Source organism: Koromonas soli, assembly GCF_059726265.1.
The window spans coordinates 3,235,598-3,253,037 of record NZ_AP040872.1; the positions used below are offsets into that span (position 1 = coordinate 3,235,598).

Consider the following 17,440-nt stretch of genomic DNA (forward strand, 5'->3'; position numbering starts at 1 on the left):
AGCAGTGAATCGATGCTGTGGATTAACCGGGCAGTACACAGTTTTCGCGATTCCGTTTGAACTTGAGCAATGGGATCGGATTCGGAGCGCAGTTGGCCCGTTGCGACGACTGATGACAGAGATTTTATGAAAATCACTTTTCTTCTTCCGAGCGCGTCGAGATATCCCATTGGTGGATACAAGGTGGTGTTTGAGTACGCCAACCATCTGAGCGCGAGGGGGCACACGGTCAGCATTGTTCATCCGGCGCTGGAAGATGTGAAGGTCTCGCTACCGGAGAAGATACTGCATGCGACGCGTTATGTTGTGAGAGGCGCAACGCGCAGGTTCGGGCCGGAGAAATGGTTCAAGTTGCGGCCGGAGGTAAAGCTGCTATGGGTCCCCTCGTTGCGAGAGGCACATATTCCTGAAGGCGACGCGGTCGTTGCGACGGGTTGGCCCACGGCAGAGCATGCGGCTCGGTACTCGGCAGCAAAGGGGCGGAAGTTCTATCTGCTCCAGCATTACGAGACGTGGTGGGGACCGGAAGAGCGCGTAAGAGCTACATGGAAGCTGCCGCTACACAAGATTGTGATCGCACGCTGGCTGGAGAAGATCGCTACGGAGATGGGCGAGAGTGCGAGCTACATTCCAAATGGACTCGACTTTCAGGCGTTCGGCTGCGACGTCCCAGTGCGAGAGCGGCACAGACCACGTGTTGCAATGCTGTATCACCAATATGAGTGGAAGGGATCAGCGGACGGACTGAAGGCAATGGAACTGGCTAGAGAGGCTGTTCCAGAGCTGACGGCGACTTTGTTCGGAGTGAATCCAAAGCCCGACAATCTTCCGAGCTGGATCACATACGTACAGAAGCCTCCGCAAAAGCAGCTGCGAGCGATCTATAACGAGGCGACAGTTTTCCTTGCACCGAGTTGGACGGAAGGATGGGGACTTACAGCGTCTGAGGCGATGATGTGCGGCGCCGGCTTGATATGCACTGATATCAATGGCCATCGAGAATTCGCGATCAATGAGCGCAACGCTCTGATGTCTTCGGCCAGGTCTCCCGAATCGCTTGCTGCCACGCTAGTACGGATGCTAAGTGATCAGACGTTGCGATTTGCACTCGCGGAGACCGCCCTGAACGATATTCGCCGATTTACGTGGGAGTCAGCGGCGGACGGTTTTGAAGCTGTGCTCATGAGCCGGCCCGGCCTTGGAGTTCGGGTGGTGGAGTGTACGAAATGACTCAAGCAAAGATCACCATCGGCATCCCGACTCGCAATCGCTCCGCGATGGTGTGCAAGGTTATTCAGCAATGCATGTCTCAGACGCAGACTCCGTTCCAAGTCGTGGTTTCGGACAACGCATCAGACGATGACACGTTCGAGCGACTGAGGGAATTCTCGCATCCGTGCCTAAAGGTCATTCGCCAAGAAACAAACATTGGGATGATTGGCAACTGGAACGCCTGTCTGAAAGAAGCTCAGGGCGACTGGTTTGTTCTTCTGTCGGATGACGACTCAATCGAGCCGGATTTTGTTGAATGCATAGACAAGGCGCTCGCGATATCTCCTGACGTCGACATCGTCGTCATGCGTTGCCGACTGTTTTATACACAAACAGGCATAGTGGACGAGAACAAAGCGCCGATTGATACCCGTGGGAAAGTAGATGTCTTGGAACATCTTTTCCCGGCGTGGCTTGATGGCTCCTTCACATTACCGTTCCCCGGTATTGTATTCCGCGCTTCACAACTGCTGAAAAATGGTGGCTTTTCCGATGATTGCCCGTTCGCTTCAGACGCAGCCGCTTGGCTGCCAATGGCACTTCAAGGAGGCTGCGCGTTTTGGCCTGACGCGAAGGCTGACTACATTGTGCATACCAACATGGCCACAAATTCTTATCCCCTCCAAATGCTGATTGATGACGCAATCACGATTGGCAACATGGTTTCGGAAGAAGTCAGCAAGCTCTCCATTGATCCAGAGAAAAAGAGGAGAATGGAGAAGCTCTCAAAAGAATTTGTGCATCGGACGTTTGCCGAAACAATGAACCGGGCGATGCGAAGAAATGTGTCCAAACGTGTGATTTGGAGCACATGGGCACACTCAGCCAGGAGACTGCCACGCTTTGGTTTCAGCCCGCTGGCAATTGCCTCTGCGGTGTTCTCGCCGGGCTTGCTCGATGTAATTGGCGGGCCGTACCGGAGATGGGCTGCGCGGAGAAAAGCTCAGACTCTTCGCTCACACTTGTCGGCTTCGTCTCAAAGCCAGTGAATCCGCCCGCACCACTGTAGGCAGTCGTGCTGCGGCACACTTAGATCGAGCGGCTGAGCCTTGTTCTTAGCTGCTGGACGAGGTAGGTCTTCTCGCTTTGCGATAGCAGGAACAGCGCCGCAGCAAACACTCCCACGACGCCCACGCCGCAAGCTGCGGTAAGCAGCACGATCAACGGCGGCAGAGAGAACAATACACTCCGCAGGGCATATCCCAGCCCAAGAGAAATGACGAGAAGGGCCAGAAGCGGCGCGACGATCTGACGCAGGTGGTCAGAAAGCCGGAGATGGAAGAGGCGCATGGTGTACCAAGGCGCGTACCAGTTGTTGGTGATGATCTGCGCGCAGAAGGTTCCGAGAGCTACACCGAGCAGTCCAAGGTGACGCGCAAGCAGGATGGAAAAGAGAATGTTCAGGACTCCGGCGAGAAGCGCGGGCACAAGGAACACGATTTTTCCTGTGGCCATGGTGGCGTTGGCCATGGCGACGTGGTGCGTCTCGAGCAGCATCATGATGAGCAGCGCCCAGACAACGCCAAAGCCAACGAAGTGTCCGGGACCGAGCCAGACAGCAATCACGTAGTCGGCAAAACACGCGATAACGCTGCCGAGAATGACCATGGTGGCGAGCGAAACCTTGAGATTGCGATGAAGCAGGCGCTTGATTTCAGCAAAATCCTGCTGGGAATAGGCCTGAGACAGGAATGGTGTGGTGGAAACGATGAGCATGGTGGACAGAGTCATGAGCGTCATGACCAGTTTGGAAACGGCCTGATAGTCGGGAATGAAAGCATTGCCGAACATGGACGCGATGACCAGATTGTCAGTCTGCAGAATAAGAATGGCACCAAGCGTGGTGGCGGCGTACTTGATGCTTGGGCCAGCCATCCGACGGATGAGAGAAAAGTCGAAATGCCCGAGCCGGAAAAGATCATATTGACCCAGACGAAGCGCGCGCCTGGCCTGGAGGATGGTGAACACGGCCTGGATGACGGAGGCAACCGCAAGACCGGGAAGTCCAAGATGAAACCAGAGCGCGGCAGCTAAGAGAACGATCCCGACCACCTGCCCGATGGATCGGAGAAGGTTTTCGGTGAAGACCCTTCCCATGCCGTAGATGCCGGCAAACCATCCCTGACCAATCAGAGTAATGGCTGTGCTGATGACGTAGATATTCCAGGCTATGTGAGCAGAGGAAGCCAGGGAAGGCACAATCGTAGTTCGAACGTAAGACCAACCGCCGGTGAGAGCAAGCAAGGTTACGGGAATCGCAAGAACTGCAGTGGTCACGGCACAAGTGCGGATCAGAGTTCCAATTCGCAGAGCGCGTTGCTGTTCGGCAAGATCGGTTTCGGCGACGCTAAAGCTGATTTCGCGGCCAAGAGTGGGGCCAAGACCCATGTCAAAAAGAACGCCGTAGCTGCCAATGCTGAGAAACAACAACCAGACGCCTGCCTGTTCGCTGGGAAGAAAATGAAGCAGAAGACGCAGCTGAAGAAACGCAACAATGATGTTGATGGCCGTCAGGCCGAGACTGCCGACGAATCCCTGAAAGATGTGGCGATCATTGCTCATCTTGACCTGGCTCAGTCACGTGTTTGGACATGCCCGGCGCTGAATGCTGCGGTGCGCAGTCGGAGCCAATCAACATCTTGAATCCGGCAACCAAACTGACTTGAGGTTGCCAGCCGGGAAGCTCTGGCCCAACCCATGGAAGCATGACTTCACGATCTCGATAAGGGAGCACACCGAATTGAATGGGCAGAGTGCGCCCGGATGCTTCCTCAAAAGTGGCGACGACCTCGCGCAATGTACGACGCTCGCCCCCACTGAGGGCATACACCTGTGCACCGGCATGGTGGGGAACAAGCTGGGCGGCGCGGAGGAAGGCACGACAGATGTCATCCACGTGAACCAGATCGAGCACCTGATCTCCGGGAGACATGGAGAGCGGCTGTCCGGTGCGAAGACAGTCGAGAAGCAGGCGCGGCAGTTTGCGACGCTTGTCTCCAGGGCCATAGCTGTCGTAAAGACGCAATGTGACGGAGCGAATTCCCGCAGCGTTGACGTAGTAGCTCAGGAGATCCTCAAAGGCCTGCTTCGTGGCGGCGTAGAGATTCACCGGATTGTAGGACTCACTGGCGAAGTTCTGCCATGCGGTTCCGGCATTGACAAGGCAGGGAGTGCCAGCCATGCGCATGGCTTCGAGAAGCCGAGCGCCAAAGAGAATGTTGGAAGTGATGAGCGGCTCAACTTGCGAACTGTTGTGAGAGGCAAGAAAAAGCGATGCCAGATGAAACACAACATCGGGACGGAATTCACTGACGTCGCGGATGAGTTGCTCAATGTCTCCGGTATCGGCGTACACCTTCTCAAGGGCATGATTGCCTGCAAGAGAGGCAGCGGAAGCAGGGCGAGCAAGCGCTGCAACGGACCATCCCTCACGCTGCAAATGCCCTAGCAGGTGGGACCCGATGAAACCTGTGGCTCCGGTGATGAGGGCACGCCGGGATATGGTCATCGGCTGAGCCCTGAGCCGTCAAAGGTGAACGGGCTCTTGAAATCGGCCAATGTCGGCAAGGTCCGGTCACGTTCAGAAAGGATTGGGTCCACGATAGGCCAAGGAATGTTGGCCGAATCCCAACGCACACCGCTATCGTGATCGGGCGAGTAGACGGTCGAGACCTTGTAATAGAGAAATGCCTCGCAGCCTGTGACACAGAATCCGTGCGCAACTCCGGCAGGCAGGTAGAACGCGTTGGCCATTGTGTCGGAAAGATCGATGCAGACGTGTTGACCATAAGCGGGAGAACCAACACGGAGGTCGAGCGCAACATCGGTGGCACGGCCGCGGAGGCAGATCACAACCTTATGGTGCTGCATGGGCGGCGTTTGAAAATGAAGGCCGCGCAGAGTTCCAGGCATAGATCGGGTGACGTACTCTTCGGCAAAGTCGGTACAAAGCCCCAACTCCTCCCACAGTGGCCGATGGAAGATCTTGGCGAAGAATCCGCGAGCATCACCCAGAATGTTGGGACGCAACTCAAAACAGCCAGGAATTCGGGTGGGGATTACTTCGATCTTGGGTCGCGGAAGCCCGACTGGGTTGGAGACATACATGTTAAGAACTCGACTGAATGTGTCAATCTACGCGTGCCAGCAGTAAATGCCAGTTCAGTATAGTGCAGCTTCTCTGAAACTGTATGGATGAATCGAATGCGGAACAGCATGGCAGATTACAAGACAAGATCCTTCGCAATGCTCTTGAGACCCTCGGAGTAGAGGAAGTAATCGCGATTGAGAATTTGGCGCAGTATGGTTGGGATGCGGCGAAGGCGGGAGGTCGGCATGGCGGCGCGGATTTGCATGTGTCGGATCTTGCCTTCGAGTTGCTCGAACTGGCGATGGAAGTCTTGACGACCAGAGCGTTGCCGGATGCGGTCGCGGACGGTGGCGAACTGATCTGCCATGTTGAGGTATTCGGCTGCACCAATCTGCCGCGCGTTGGCCAGGGATTCCCGGAGATTGTAGTAGAGGACGCCGATCTGCTGGTGCGAGTGCTTACGATACTGGATGGCACAGGCGGGAAGCAGCGCGACTTCAGAAACAACGGACAGGATGAGAGCGATCCAGAGATCGTGAACGGTCTTCTCGGGGATGGGGAGAAGAAGGTCGCGGAACTGGGAGCGAAAGGCCATGGTCGCTCCGCAGGCGACGTTGTGGCGAAGAAAAAGATGGAACGCGCGCCCACGCTGGATTTGGCGAACCCATGCCGAGTTGCACCCGCAGCTCTTGAGATAGCGGGCACCCAGGGGGCGTGAGTTTTCGTCCATGAGGTCGGCATCGGAGAACACCATGCCGAGAGATGGACGAGCAGAGAAGGCTTCGTCGACCATGGCGAGGCGGTTGGGATACCAGCGGTCATCCTGATCCGAAAGAACGATTACATCGCCTTCGCAGAGCCGGATGGCTTGTTCGAAATTGCGGGTGGAGCCAAGCCGGACCTGGTTATTTACCATCCGCACGGGAAAGCTTGCCGATTGCGCGAAGCGGGTGACGATCTCGATGGTGCTGTCGGTCGAACCGTCATCACAGATCACAACGTCACTGGGTGGACGGGACTGCGCGAGGATGCTTTGCAGCTGTTCGTCGAGGTAGCGTTCGCCGTTGTAGGTGCAGAGCGCGACGGATATCCGCAGAGGGGAGGAGCCGGGGCGAGTGGGGTTCGGGTGGGGCATGGGAATCGCGCTAAGTTCGCGGGAACAACTCGCGCTCGATGATTTCGCAGAGGATATGGCCGGTGAGGATGTGGGCTTCCTGGATGCGAGGGGTGCAGTCGGAGGGGATGGCGAGAGCGTGGTCAACCACGGCGGGGAGTTTTCCGGCGCGTCCGCTGAGGCCGATGGTGGTCAGTTGCTTTGCGTGGGCTACTTCGAGGGCGCGGAGGACGTTGGGGGAGTTTCCGCTGGTACTGATGCCGAAGGCGATGTCTCCGGGAGCGCCGAGGGCAGAGAGCGGGCGGGAGAAGACTTCGTCGAAGCCATAGTCGTTGCCAATGGCGGTGAGCGAAGAAGTATTGGTCGTGAGCGCGACTGCGGGAAGGCTTCGACGCTCGAGCAGGAAGCGTCCGGTGAACTCGGCCGCGAGGTGCTGAGCGTCGGCGGCACTGCCTCCGTTGCCAAAGAACAGGACTTTGTTGCCTCGACGCAGGGCTTCAGCGATGGCGGAGGCTGCGGAGGAGACGGCATCCTGAAAGGCGGCGTCCTCAAGAAGTGCGCTCATCACGGCAATGTGGTCGGCGATGCGGCTGCGGACGAACGGCTGATGCGTGGACGACATGACGGTCTCCTGAGGTGCGCGAGAGCAAAAGCCATTATGGCGCGGTGAGGTGGTTGGAGGAAAGAGGGGAACTGGAAGGCAAAGCGAAAGCAAGAGCAACAACAAGGGCGACATCTTGGGGCGCGCGAGGCGCGCTTTGATTCCACCTACGCTTTCGCTTTCAAAAGAGGCAAGCATGTATGGGGCACCCGCGGCGCTTGGAGGAGCGGAGGCGCACGCTGTGTTGCCCTCTAAGGCAGGAGCTCTAAGGAACGCGGAACCGTACGCTGTTCTGCCCAGTGGGGGAACGACCAATGCAATAGTCCGCGTGGCGCGAAGCTTATTTGGAGATTAGGCGCAGAGAAAGGGGGCGCGGAAGGGTACACCTTCCGCGCAGGTTGAGCTAGGCGCCTCGGGAGCCGACGCGGGCTTCGTCGAGTTGCACGCGAGCGGTTTGGCGCTTGTGGCCGTGGTAGTACACGATGCTGACCGTGTCGCCAGAGCGATGGTTGTTCATGATGTGCGCGAGGTCTTGCACATCTTTTACCTGCTGGCCGTCGATCTCGACGATGAGGTCACCGCCGATGATGATCTCGTAGTTTCCGTAATAGACACGCTGGTTGCCGCCCTGAATTCCGGCGCGTGCTGCGGCGGAACCGGGAACGATCTGCATGACAAGAACTCCACTGTCGATGGGCAGGTCGAGTTGCTCGGCTAGCTCGCGGTTCATTGGGACGGGCAGCGGACGGATGCCAAGCGTCGGACGGCGAACGCGTCCGTACTGAACGAGGTCGTTGAGGACCGCTTTGGCTGCGTTGATAGGAATGGCAAAGCCGACGCCGGAATTGCCGCCGGAGGCGGAGGCGATCATGGTATTGATGCCGATGACCTCGCCTCGGGAGTTGAGCAATGGCCCGCCGGAGTTGCCGGGGTTAATGGCGGCGTCGGTCTGGATGGCTTCGTCGATGTAGGCGCCGTCGGGCTCCTGCACCTGGCGGATGGAGCTGACGATGCCGCGCGTCATCGTTCCGTTGAAGATGCCGAAGGGGTTGCCGATGGCCAAGACCTTCTGACCAACCTGCAGGCCGGAGCTGCTGCCTAGCACGGCGGGTTGAAGGTTGGGGGCCTTGATCTGGATGACGGCGAGGTCGTGAGACTTATCTCCGCCTACGACGGTGGCAGGATAGTGCTTCTTGTTCTCGAGAATGACCTCGAGCTTACGGGCTCCCTCAACCACGTGGTAGTTGGTAAGGATGTGTCCCTCTTTGTCGATGATGAAGCCGGAGCCGGCACCCTGCTGCGCTTGCGGCCCAAAGAAGAAGTCGTAGGAAACCGAGGTCGAGGTGATATTCACGACCGACGGTACGACCCGCTTGTAAACGTCCACATTGTTCTGCTCTTCACCGTCGAGCGCAGGAGCTGCCTGCGCCTCGGTGATGTGGACGGGATCGCGTGTGATCCACGAAGCCGCGGGGCCAAAGCGGTGAGTTGTGTACAGGAAGAAGGCTGCGGCGAGCAGCACTCCTAAAACAAAAGGTCTGAGAGCTTTCATAATCGATGCCTGTTTCACTGGCATAAGTATAGACGCGCCACCCGTGGGAAAGTTGCGCGGTCGAGGGCAACCGAGTCCCGGAATGGGGCTGATTAACCCTCGACGGCAGTTTCGAGTTTGGCGCCGCGGCGCAGTTTGGCAGCCTTAACGGTGTTGCTCATGAGCATGGCGATGGTCAGCTTGCCGACTCCGCCAGGAACCGGGGTGCAGGCTCCGGCGACGCGGGTGACACGCGGATCGCAGTCTCCCATGATGATGCTGCCCTTTTCGGCAAACTGCTTTTCGCGCTTCTCATCGCCTTTAAAAAAACGCTCGAAGAGAACCGGATCGGTAATGTGGTTGATGCCCACGTCAAGGATGGTTGCGCCGTGCTTAACAAATTCGGTGGTGATGAAGCCGGGGCGTCCGATGGCAGCAACGAGGATGTCTCCGCGACGGCAGACGGAAGGGAGATCTCGGGTGCGCGAATGGCAGATGGTCACGGTGGCGTTGGCATTGGTCAGCAGCATGGCGATCGGCTTGCCAACGATGTCACTGCGTCCGACGATGACGGCTTCCTGGCCCTCGATGGGGATGTTGGCGCGGCGAAGGATTTCCATGCATCCGGCGGGAGTGCAGGGGATGAGGCCGGGGCGTTGCGTGCTGAGATTGCCGACATTGACCGGGTGGAATCCGTCCACGTCCTTATCGGGCGAGACGGCGAGCAGGACGCGCTTGGCATCGACATGCGCGGGCAGGGGAAGCTGCACCAGGATGCCGTCGATTTCGTCGCGGCGATTGAGCTGCTCGACAAGGGAAACGAGTTCCTCGGTAGTGACCGTTTCAGGCGGGGTAATGAGTTCGCTGTAAATGCCCAACTGCTCGCAGGTGCGAACCTTGCTGCGGACGTAGGTCTGTGAGGCAGGATCGCTGCCTACGAGAACCGCCGCCAGGCCGGGACGAACGTCGGCGAGAGTCATGCGCTTGACCTCTTCGACGAGCTCGGCCTTGATTTGGGACGAATACAGATTTCCATCGAGTACGATTGCGGGCATAGATGCGGTGTCCCCCAAAAAAAGGAAGGGATGAATTGATCTTAGTGTACCGGGATTGCGGCGAGGATGCGAGAGGGGCCCCGGTTACAATGGGAACCATGGTCCCCGCAAAGCTTGTAAAAACTGTGGTTTGCCCCATTTGCCATGGGACATTGCGATTCAACGCCGATTTCACCAGCTTGCGCTGCACGCAGTGCGACAAACGTTACCGGGTACAGGACGAGATTCCGGTGTTGCTGCCGCAGGAAGCAGAGTAGCAGTTGAGTATGGGGTTTACGCGAGCGACGGAAGCGGTGTTCGCAAAATACTGAACAAGTTTCTGCTATTTGGAATAGGTGGATGCTTGGCCTGTAATGTTCAACAAACATGGAACTCAGTTGGGATTTGGCATACAGTGTTGGCCGTTGAACGACGCGATCCTCAGATTAGTCGAATTTCGAAGGCGGTGACGTCCTGAACTTCGGACTGGCGGCTACAAATGCCTCAATGGCTTTATCTCATTTTGATCCTGCTTCTAACTGTGCTTCAGGTTAGGGCATTGCTACGTTGGGCGGATGCCTTCAAATACGAAAGTCAGCATACCGACAATCGTTTCATGCACATTTGGTGGCCGCCGCGGATGAGTAATTTTCTCATTCTGTTGGGTGTCGGCTTGTATTTACATGACTGTCTGCGGCATGCTCCGTTCGGTTCTTCCAGGGCATCCGTCGCGCGTTGCTTTTGGATCGTTTTGATCGGGTCCTTCTGCCGGAACTGGGAGGAATGACCAATGGTTTCAGGACGCTCGGCTTCGCACTCGCGACAAGATTTAGATAGACAGTTGCCCGAAGTTAAATTCATTGACGCTCAACCGTAAGAGCATTTCACGCGCCCCCCCAAATGCAAAGGAGATACACGTCGTCGAATTCATAGCCGCTGTCGTGATCTTCACACTACGGTGCGCGACGGGACATTCCGCTCGGAGGGTAGGTGCGTACCGTCGGATTTGGCCGACGAAGGGCTGTTCCTAGTGATTCTCAACCAACGATGAATCGCCAAGGCTTGCTATCGCCAGCAGCAGAATTTGAGAAGGAAGGCAAAATGATAACTGTCGATGCAGGAATGACTGTGGCTGACCTCACTCTATGGCTGCTTGTTGATACAGCGCCCAGCTTCCTTGAACTTCGACGCGCTTTATCTCTCTTGTCCACTGGAGACGTTGAGACATTTGACTGTCGCAAAAACAAGGAGTTCCGATTTGCGCAGGACGTTACAAATCTGCGGCTGCTGCTTGCTTCCACGCATTTGAAAGGGAGCGTTGAAATCCGGCGGTCTGGGGAAGGATTGTCTTTCGATTGGATCGGAAGTCGAAATGATTGGGCAGATGTTGGCTTCTTCTTAGATGGATTGAAGCCAAGTTCTCACCAATATTTTGATTACCCAAACGTCACAGTTGAAGTTTCTCTGCTCGAGAAGCTAAAGCTACGGCGATAGTTGGCTATGCGTCGCCGAGGCACTCACTATCCTTGCCGCAATCTCCTCGCGATTAGAGGGACAAGGCGCGGAAGGAAAATGACACAGAAGATAATCAGTCCGATATCGTATGTTTGCGAGCCGAGCCGATGCACGCCCCACATCCACAACGCGAGTGTGGGAAGCGCGATTGCGACTGTGAGCGTCCGACTTGCTTTCGGCATCGAAACATTTCTTTGCTCATGACGGGCATTATACGACTGGCGAGAGTCGAGCATTTGAAGTTAGAAAACAGTGCCATCTTCGATAATGCGCAAAGAGCCCCAGAGTTGGAAAATCGCCAACTCTAGACCACCCTCGCAGAAGTGAGGTACTCCGGAAGGTGCAAAGCTGGGGCATCGGCCTCTCTGCTATGAGGGGCGTGCTGAATCGGAGATTAGTGGGCTGAATGGGTCCGCCACTCTACGCCCATGTTGTCGTCTGTGATAATCCGAGAGCCTTTGAACCTTGCCAGAATGCTTTCACGAGGCTCCAGATGCTTGTATTCCTCTGTCACGCGCGGATCGTGCAAAGTGTCGGCGAGTGCGAGCAGTTGATCGAAGGCTGCACGATGCGCCGGATTGGATAGATCAAATACCGGCTTCCCTTCCATTTTGTAATCTGAGAGAGAAGCTCTCCATCGCTCCTTATTGAACTCAATCGGGCTGTCGCTCACGGCCAGAAAGTTTCCGACGCGAAGGGCATAAGGAAACACGCTTGCGCCGGTCAACTGAGCCTCACCAGATGAGGTTGTGTTGTAGTAATGAATGCCGCCGGGCTTGAGGTGCTTTCGGATCAATCTCAGGAAATCCACGGAAAGTAGATTGGAACTGTGGTCGAGCCAGTGCTGAGTGGTGTTCATGACCACAGTGTCGAACTGACTATCGGGATGTGCGATCAGCCATCGTCGTCCATCGTCGATGACGATATTGACCTTTGGATTCCTCAGCAAACTCGCCACTTCCGGGTGCTGCGGGATGATCTGAAGGTATCCGGGATTGATCTCGACGACGGTGATGTGCTGCACGCGAGGATTGTTGGCAAGAACCTGCGTCCAGGCGCCTGCCGAGAGACCTACAACCAAAACATTGGCTGGATGCGAGTGCAGAGCATCGAGCGCAAAAGCGCGGAAGATCATGTTGGAGTCATCCACAAGGTCGGTGCTGATTCTGCCGTCGTAGACTCCTCCACCAAACACAACGTTGTCCGGCGTGACGGCGATTACTCCGTCGCGGTTTTCGACGAGTTGCTGGAACACCATGGCCTTGGTGTACAAGGTCTTCATAAGCAAGCGTTCATAAAGCTGCGGGTAGATGGGCCATGACGCGCAGAGTGCAATGACAGCGACCATCATTGCAGCGCAAAAAGGCAGGGTAAAGATTCTGCTCTTCGCCGCAAGATTCATGAATATGCCTATGGCGGATCCCATCAAGAGCAAGGCCACTGACACACCGCGGGTGGAAAGGTGATCCATGGCAAGGAATCCGACGACATAGCTGCCGACAGTACAGCCGATGATGTTGCTGAGATATAGAAAGCTCAGTTTGGAACCAGCTTTTCCGGTGGCGGGATCGATGGAAACGTGGGAAATAAGGGGAAACGCCGCGCCGAGAAGCGCTGCTGAAATGAAAACCAATGGCAAGGTGACTTCCCAGGACGCGATGTGTGTCAAGGTCACGGCAAGCGACGGCCCTGCCAAAAATCCTATGGCGCTTCCCCAGATCACTACGTGGGAGATCCCCTTCAGGATGGCTGTATGGTCTGAGGCTCGGCACCGACATGCATCTCGGGCGACGAGAGAGCCATATGCCAAGCCAGCCAGGTACCACCCCAGAAGAAGCGCAAAACAGCGCGCCGAGCGCCCAGAAGCAAATGAATACAGGCGATACCACAGCATTTCATAGCCCAGTGCGATGAAACCAACTGCTCCGCAGACGATAGTACTGACATAAAAAGGAAGTACTTTCCGAGTTGGTTCATTGGAGCCGCTGTTGCTGGGGTTCAGGATTGGGCGCGGGTTCGAAGAGGTGAAATTCAGGACCAGCGCCGCTGTAGCCACGCTGGCGTTGATCGCCGCAGCAAGTCTCACTGCCCCCGATTGCCCAAGAGCATCCATCAACAGGTACGCAGCCGCGAAACAGGCCACAGCCGATCCGAGAGTGTTTACGCAGTAGAGAACGCCGACCGACTCTCCAACGTTGTTGTTGCTCCTGACCAGATGGGCGACGAGTAAGGGAAGCGTGCTGCCCATTAGCAAAGTGGGAATCAGCAGGAGAACGAATGTGACGATTCCTGTGCCGAGGGGTGATGCTCCGGCGGTAAAGGTCGAGGCGAAATGAAATATGCGGAGCGAAAGCAGACCAAATATGGCGATACCGAATTCGATAAGGCTGAAAACCGCAAGAAGCGGTATGTTGGGTAACTTCGAGAGCCTGCCACCAACGAGGCTGCCTAGGCCGAGCCCGAGCATGAACATGGTGACAATGATGGTGACGGACTCGATATTTACTCCGTAAATGGTGAACAACACCCGCTGCCAGACAATCTGGTACAGCAAGGCTGGGAAACCGGAAAAGAAAAAGAGGACGTAATACTTCTGAAAGCCTCGAGGCGAGATCGCAGAACTAATGGACCCGATGTTATTGAGCTGGGTCGTGAGTGATGCCTGAGTGGACACGTTCTGTACCCTCCTGCGAAACCCGAGATATTCAGAGCAGGAGGATACTATGGGCTCGCGGAATGTCATAGTTAAGTTCGCCCACGCATCGAAATGCTAGCGGATAGCGGCCGTCAAGAGCGGGATTTCTCATGGTTTTGATACGAATGGAACTGATGTTCGGGGCAAGCTATGCCGATGGGATGGAATGACCCCGCGTAGAGAACCGAGCGGGGGATGCAAGATTATTAACTCCCGGTAAAAGCAGATTGGTCTGAACGGGGGATCGGTGGCCACGAATGTCTGCACCCGGGCGCGACCTTTTTCCATCCAATGGGTTACAAGTGGAGTGTGGAGGTGACCCGATGAACGTCGAAAAGTTCTCGCTACTGGAGATTGCGGAGTTGCGCAGCGAGCTGTTGCATAGCGGGCTGGATGCCCGCGACGCGGCTGAGTTGATGCAGACGTTTCTGGCAGGGCGGGGCTATGGGGTCTCTCCAGAAGCGGCGCGCGCGGCGGCATTTACCGTGGAGGGTTCGGGCTGCTCGCTGGAAGTAATGCAACGCGAACTGGACCGGATCGCCATGGTTCAATAATCAGACGGCAACTAGAAATGAAAAGGGCGGCCTTGAGTGGCCGCCCTTCACGTCTGCGCTGATGTTGACTGAAGCTACTTCTTGCCCTTCTTAGAACTGCCGAAGGTGGTCTGTACGGTAGCACCTAGCGAGGCAAGCAGATCCTTGGCGGCCTGAGCAAATTTGCCATCCGGAGCAAGCTCGAGATACTTGTTGAGAGCTTCGGTGGTGCCGGGAACCGGAACCATCTTGCCATCCTTCAAGCTCGCCTTGGACAACAGATTTACACCCTTGTGATAGTACGGATCGGGACGGTTGGGATCGGCGGCAATCGCTTTGTCGAATGCCTTATTGGCATCATCCGTCTTTCCCTGGTTGGTAAGGACCGCGCCCTCGTTGAAGTAGTACATGCCAGCATTGGCGGGATCAAGCTGCGCAGCCTTGTCGAACTCGGCCATGGCAGGCTCGGTCTTTCCTTCCTTCAACAGAGCGGAGGCAAGGCCGTTGTGGTAGACGCCGATGGATTTCGAGGTCGGAGGTGCGAGTTCGATCGCCTTGTTATAGGCGGTTTCGGCTTCGGGGAATTTCTTTGCGCCGAGATAGGCATCGGCAAGCGAGCCGTAAACGACATCGTGAGTCTGGTCCTGGGCTACTGCCTGTTCCAGAACGGTGACGGCTTCGTCATACTTGCCCTGCTTCTTCAAATCAGTGGCTTGGACAAGAAGAGCGTTGATGCCCTTGATCTTTTCGTTTTCCTTCCTGGCCTTCTCCATCTCTTTGCGCTGAGCTTCGCTTACGCCGGTGGTCTTAGCGGATTCAGCGGCGATCTTGGCGAGATCGAAGTCGATAACGTTGTCGCCCGATGCTGAAACGACGACGTTGTTATAGAAGTAGAGCTGCTTTCCATCGGCACCGTTGAGGGTGACCTTGTACTTGCCCGAGGTGATGCCCATGGTGAAGTAGTCGCCACGATCATTGGTCTTCACGGTCATCTTGTGACCGTTTTCAATGTTCATGTACTCGACGGTGCCGCCGACGATGGGCTTGCCTTCTGTGTCTTTGCAGTTGCCTTTTACCGAGGTGGTGAACTGCGCGAACGCTGCAACGGTAGAAAGCATGATTGCCAGGAGTAGGAGTGCTATGCGTTTTGTCATTTCCCGCCTCCAGCGGAGAAAAGTTCTGGTTGCCACGCGCACCCTAATGGCTTGCCTGTTAACTGACAGGCGCCAGATAAGGAATGGGATCCGATGTACCGGCAGCTTCAAAGGCGCGCAGACGCAGAGCGCAGCTCTCACAGATACCGCAGGCACGATCTTCCCGGCTGTAGCACGACCATGTTAGCTCGAAGGGCGCATGTAGTTCCAGACCCAGCTTGACGATCTCGACCTTCTTCAAGGCGATCAAAGGCGTTTTGATTGTGATGGTTCCCTCTTTGGTCCCAGCCTGGATAAGGCGATTGAAGGCCTCGTAGTACTCGGGACGGCAGTCAGGATAGCCGGAACTGTCCTGGGCAACAGCTCCGATGTAGATATCCTGAGCTCCTACGACCTCGGCCCAGCTCACGGCTACGGAGAGGAAATGGGCGTTGCGGAAAGGAACATAGGTGATTGGTACGTGGGCACCGATCTCCGGGCCAGCGTCAGGCACGGCTAAGGACGAGTCGGTGAGAGCCGATCCGCCGATCTGGCTGAGAGCCTGGTTGCGCACCATGAGACGGCGCTGAATGCCGAGGCGGTCACAGATTTCCTGGAAAGCACGCTGCTCGCGAGCCTCGGTGCGCTGGCCGTAGGAGACATGCAGGGCGGCAACGTGCTCGGCTCCGCGGTCGCGGACAGCAAGAGTGGCGCAAACGGTGGAATCCATGCCTCCGGAGAGGGTGACAACGGTCTTGATATCGCTCATGTCTCTGTCCTTCGCTGAAATCTTTAAACGCCTTTGAGCTGGGGCTCCCAGATGAACTTATGGATCTGCAATCCGAGCCGCGCGTGGATGTTGTCGGCCAGCATCCAGTCGGCAAGCTGGCGCGGGTCGAGCAGGCAGTTTTCGGTGCTGCGCGAGCCAGTGGCCCCTTTGCGGAATGCTGGGGAGAAGATGATGCTGGCGGATTCGAGATGGTGGCGGCGAATGAGATCGCGCGCGTACTCGTAGTCTTCGCGTGAGGCCAGGACGAACTTGAGCTCATCGCGCGGCGTGAGAGTCGCGAGGTTTTCAGTGCGGAAGCGCAGGTGCTCGCCGCTGCCGGGGCACTTCACATCTACGATCTTGTGAACCTCGGCGGGAACCGACTCGAGCGGACGCTCACCACTGGTCTCGATCAGCAATTCATAGCCGAGAGCCAGGAGGCGATGCATGAACGGCACGAGTTCGCGCTCCTGCAGCATGGGCTCGCCGCCGGTGATCTCTACCAAGCCGCCAGCGGGCGAAAGGCGCTGCACCTCCGCTACGATCTCGTCTTCGGACATGCGATGGCCGCCCGAGAAGGTGTACTCCGAATCGCACCAGGCGCAGCGGAGATTGCATCCGGCGAGGCGCACGAAAATGCACGGAAGCCCCGTAAATGAGCTCTCGCCCTGCAGCGATTTATATATCTCGATAATGTGCATGTGGCTCGTGACGCGCTCGCTACTCGTAGTAGGTCGCGATGGACGTGTCGGTCTCCCAAATGGTGACCTGCTTGACGCTGACGCGGCCCGAGGTGGTCTTCTTGAGACCGGTATTGCACTCGTCAAAGAAATACTTGGCGATGTTCTCGGCCGTGGGATTGAGACGCGTAAAGGGCTCGATGTCGTTGATCATCTTGTGATCGAGGTAATCGACGACAGGCTTCATCACGAGCTTCAATTCCTTGAAGTCGAGCAGCAGTCCGGCGGCATCGAGCTCGGCGCCCTGCAGAGTGACGCGAACACGGTAGTTGTGTCCGTGCGGGTTCTCGCACTTGCCTTTGTAGTTGCGCAGGTAGTGGCCGGACGAAAAAGTGTCTTGCACAGTAACTTCGAACATGAATCTCCAAACAGGATGCGGGGCACCCTTCTCCCTTGACGTTGCACCGGGGCGC

17 protein-coding genes are annotated in these 17,440 nt (G+C 56.5%); 5 read left to right on the forward strand and 12 right to left on the reverse strand.

Annotated elements, in window-relative coordinates:
* Nucleotides 1–126 precede the first annotated feature (126 nt).
* Entirely contained in the window at nucleotides 127–1,230 is a 1,104-nt protein-coding gene (locus tag AC6IY8_RS14030) for a glycosyltransferase family 4 protein (RefSeq protein ID WP_497775148.1), read from the forward strand.
* Nucleotides 1,227–2,261: a glycosyltransferase family 2 protein gene (locus tag AC6IY8_RS14035; RefSeq protein WP_497775149.1), complete on the forward strand. Its 1,035-nt coding sequence runs from the start codon at nucleotides 1,227–1,229 to the stop codon at nucleotides 2,259–2,261. The genes AC6IY8_RS14030 and AC6IY8_RS14035 overlap by 4 nt, the downstream gene beginning before the upstream one ends.
* Before the next feature lie 40 nt (nucleotides 2,262–2,301).
* Here AC6IY8_RS14035 and AC6IY8_RS14040 read toward each other — a convergent pair whose 3' ends face one another.
* The 7 genes from AC6IY8_RS14040 to AC6IY8_RS14070 form a co-directional block, all read right to left on the reverse strand.
* Nucleotides 2,302–3,834: an MATE family efflux transporter gene (locus AC6IY8_RS14040; RefSeq protein WP_497775150.1), complete on the reverse strand. Its 1,533-nt coding sequence runs from the start codon at nucleotides 3,832–3,834 to the stop codon at nucleotides 2,302–2,304.
* Nucleotides 3,824–4,780 (reverse strand): NAD-dependent epimerase/dehydratase family protein, encoded by a 957-nt coding sequence (locus AC6IY8_RS14045; protein WP_497775151.1) that lies wholly within the window; start codon nucleotides 4,778–4,780, stop codon nucleotides 3,824–3,826. The genes AC6IY8_RS14040 and AC6IY8_RS14045 overlap by 11 nt, the downstream gene beginning before the upstream one ends.
* Nucleotides 4,777–5,379, reverse strand: coding sequence for a dTDP-4-dehydrorhamnose 3,5-epimerase family protein (locus AC6IY8_RS14050; RefSeq protein ID WP_497775152.1), 603 nt, complete (start codon nucleotides 5,377–5,379; stop codon nucleotides 4,777–4,779). Before AC6IY8_RS14050 ends, AC6IY8_RS14045 begins: the two co-directional genes overlap by 4 nt.
* A gap of 116 nt (nucleotides 5,380–5,495) precedes the next feature.
* A complete protein-coding gene (locus tag AC6IY8_RS14055) occupies nucleotides 5,496–6,497 on the reverse strand; it encodes a glycosyltransferase family 2 protein (protein ID WP_497775153.1) in 1,002 nt (333 codons plus the stop codon).
* 10 nt (nucleotides 6,498–6,507) lie between these two features.
* Nucleotides 6,508–7,098, reverse strand: coding sequence for a D-sedoheptulose-7-phosphate isomerase (locus AC6IY8_RS14060; protein WP_497775154.1), 591 nt, complete (start codon nucleotides 7,096–7,098; stop codon nucleotides 6,508–6,510).
* 382 nt (nucleotides 7,099–7,480) lie between these two features.
* Entirely contained in the window at nucleotides 7,481–8,629 is a 1,149-nt protein-coding gene (locus tag AC6IY8_RS14065) for a S1C family serine protease (protein WP_497775155.1), read from the reverse strand.
* Between the two features lie 92 nt (nucleotides 8,630–8,721).
* On the reverse strand, nucleotides 8,722–9,663 hold the full coding sequence (locus AC6IY8_RS14070) for a bifunctional 5,10-methylenetetrahydrofolate dehydrogenase/5,10-methenyltetrahydrofolate cyclohydrolase (RefSeq protein ID WP_497775156.1): 942 nt from the start codon (nucleotides 9,661–9,663) through the stop codon (nucleotides 8,722–8,724).
* Between the two features lie 89 nt (nucleotides 9,664–9,752).
* Between AC6IY8_RS14070 and AC6IY8_RS14075 the strand changes: the two genes are divergently transcribed.
* Nucleotides 9,753–9,920 carry a Trm112 family protein gene (locus AC6IY8_RS14075; RefSeq protein WP_497775157.1) on the forward strand — a complete coding sequence of 56 codons (168 nt, stop codon included), beginning with the start codon at nucleotides 9,753–9,755 and terminating at the stop codon, nucleotides 9,918–9,920.
* A gap of 712 nt (nucleotides 9,921–10,632) precedes the next feature.
* Complete coding sequence (locus AC6IY8_RS14080; protein ID WP_497775158.1) at nucleotides 10,633–11,136, forward strand: hypothetical protein; 504 nt, start codon at nucleotides 10,633–10,635, stop codon at nucleotides 11,134–11,136.
* A gap of 415 nt (nucleotides 11,137–11,551) precedes the next feature.
* Here the strand turns inward: AC6IY8_RS14080 and AC6IY8_RS14085 are convergent, their stop codons facing one another.
* Nucleotides 11,552–13,831 carry a fused MFS/spermidine synthase gene (locus AC6IY8_RS14085; RefSeq protein ID WP_497775159.1) on the reverse strand — a complete coding sequence of 760 codons (2,280 nt, stop codon included), beginning with the start codon at nucleotides 13,829–13,831 and terminating at the stop codon, nucleotides 11,552–11,554.
* Between the two features lie 344 nt (nucleotides 13,832–14,175).
* Here AC6IY8_RS14085 and AC6IY8_RS14090 point away from each other — a divergent pair, with 344 nt between their 5' ends.
* A complete protein-coding gene (locus AC6IY8_RS14090) occupies nucleotides 14,176–14,406 on the forward strand; it encodes a hypothetical protein (protein WP_497775160.1) in 231 nt (76 codons plus the stop codon).
* Nucleotides 14,407–14,480: 74 nt separating this feature from the next.
* Here AC6IY8_RS14090 and AC6IY8_RS14095 read toward each other — a convergent pair whose 3' ends face one another.
* Genes AC6IY8_RS14095 through queD form a run of 4 tightly spaced genes read right to left on the reverse strand, consistent with a single transcriptional unit; the run spans nucleotide 14,481 to nucleotide 17,385 of the window.
* Nucleotides 14,481–15,539, reverse strand: coding sequence for a tetratricopeptide repeat protein (locus tag AC6IY8_RS14095; RefSeq protein ID WP_497775161.1), 1,059 nt, complete (start codon nucleotides 15,537–15,539; stop codon nucleotides 14,481–14,483).
* A 58-nt stretch (nucleotides 15,540–15,597) separates the two neighbouring features.
* On the reverse strand, nucleotides 15,598–16,287 hold the full coding sequence (queC, locus tag AC6IY8_RS14100; RefSeq protein ID WP_497775162.1) for a 7-cyano-7-deazaguanine synthase QueC: 690 nt from the start codon (nucleotides 16,285–16,287) through the stop codon (nucleotides 15,598–15,600).
* Between the two features lie 23 nt (nucleotides 16,288–16,310).
* Entirely contained in the window at nucleotides 16,311–16,988 is a 678-nt protein-coding gene (locus AC6IY8_RS14105; protein ID WP_497775163.1) for a radical SAM protein, read from the reverse strand.
* A 19-nt stretch (nucleotides 16,989–17,007) separates the two neighbouring features.
* Nucleotides 17,008–17,385 (reverse strand): 6-carboxytetrahydropterin synthase QueD, encoded by a 378-nt coding sequence (gene queD, locus AC6IY8_RS14110; RefSeq protein ID WP_497775164.1) that lies wholly within the window; start codon nucleotides 17,383–17,385, stop codon nucleotides 17,008–17,010.
* Nucleotides 17,386–17,440 lie beyond the last annotated feature (55 nt).

Excerpts from the sequence above, each read along its gene's own strand:
- queD (WP_497775164.1), bottom strand. The coding sequence starts at position 17,385 with ATGTTCGAAGTTACTGTGCAAGACACTTTTTCGTCCGGCCACTACCTG.
- AC6IY8_RS14070 (WP_497775156.1), bottom strand. The coding sequence starts at position 9,663 with ATGCCCGCAATCGTACTCGATGGAAATCTGTATTCGTCCCAAATCAAG.
- AC6IY8_RS14045 (WP_497775151.1), bottom strand. The coding sequence starts at position 4,780 with ATGACCATATCCCGGCGTGCCCTCATCACCGGAGCCACAGGTTTCATC.
- AC6IY8_RS14050 (WP_497775152.1), bottom strand. The coding sequence starts at position 5,379 with ATGTATGTCTCCAACCCAGTCGGGCTTCCGCGACCCAAGATCGAAGTA.
- AC6IY8_RS14105 (WP_497775163.1), bottom strand. The coding sequence starts at position 16,988 with ATGCACATTATCGAGATATATAAATCGCTGCAGGGCGAGAGCTCATTT.
- AC6IY8_RS14040 (WP_497775150.1), bottom strand. The coding sequence starts at position 3,834 with ATGAGCAATGATCGCCACATCTTTCAGGGATTCGTCGGCAGTCTCGGC.
- queC (WP_497775162.1), bottom strand. The coding sequence starts at position 16,287 with ATGAGCGATATCAAGACCGTTGTCACCCTCTCCGGAGGCATGGATTCC.
- AC6IY8_RS14095 (WP_497775161.1), bottom strand. The coding sequence starts at position 15,539 with ATGACAAAACGCATAGCACTCCTACTCCTGGCAATCATGCTTTCTACC.
- AC6IY8_RS14065 (WP_497775155.1), bottom strand. The coding sequence starts at position 8,629 with ATGAAAGCTCTCAGACCTTTTGTTTTAGGAGTGCTGCTCGCCGCAGCC.
- AC6IY8_RS14090 (WP_497775160.1), top strand. The coding sequence starts at position 14,176 with ATGAACGTCGAAAAGTTCTCGCTACTGGAGATTGCGGAGTTGCGCAGC.
- AC6IY8_RS14075 (WP_497775157.1), top strand. The coding sequence starts at position 9,753 with ATGGGAACCATGGTCCCCGCAAAGCTTGTAAAAACTGTGGTTTGCCCC.
- AC6IY8_RS14030 (WP_497775148.1), top strand. The coding sequence starts at position 127 with ATGAAAATCACTTTTCTTCTTCCGAGCGCGTCGAGATATCCCATTGGT.
- AC6IY8_RS14060 (WP_497775154.1), bottom strand. The coding sequence starts at position 7,098 with ATGTCGTCCACGCATCAGCCGTTCGTCCGCAGCCGCATCGCCGACCAC.
- AC6IY8_RS14035 (WP_497775149.1), top strand. The coding sequence starts at position 1,227 with ATGACTCAAGCAAAGATCACCATCGGCATCCCGACTCGCAATCGCTCC.
- AC6IY8_RS14055 (WP_497775153.1), bottom strand. The coding sequence starts at position 6,497 with ATGCCCCACCCGAACCCCACTCGCCCCGGCTCCTCCCCTCTGCGGATA.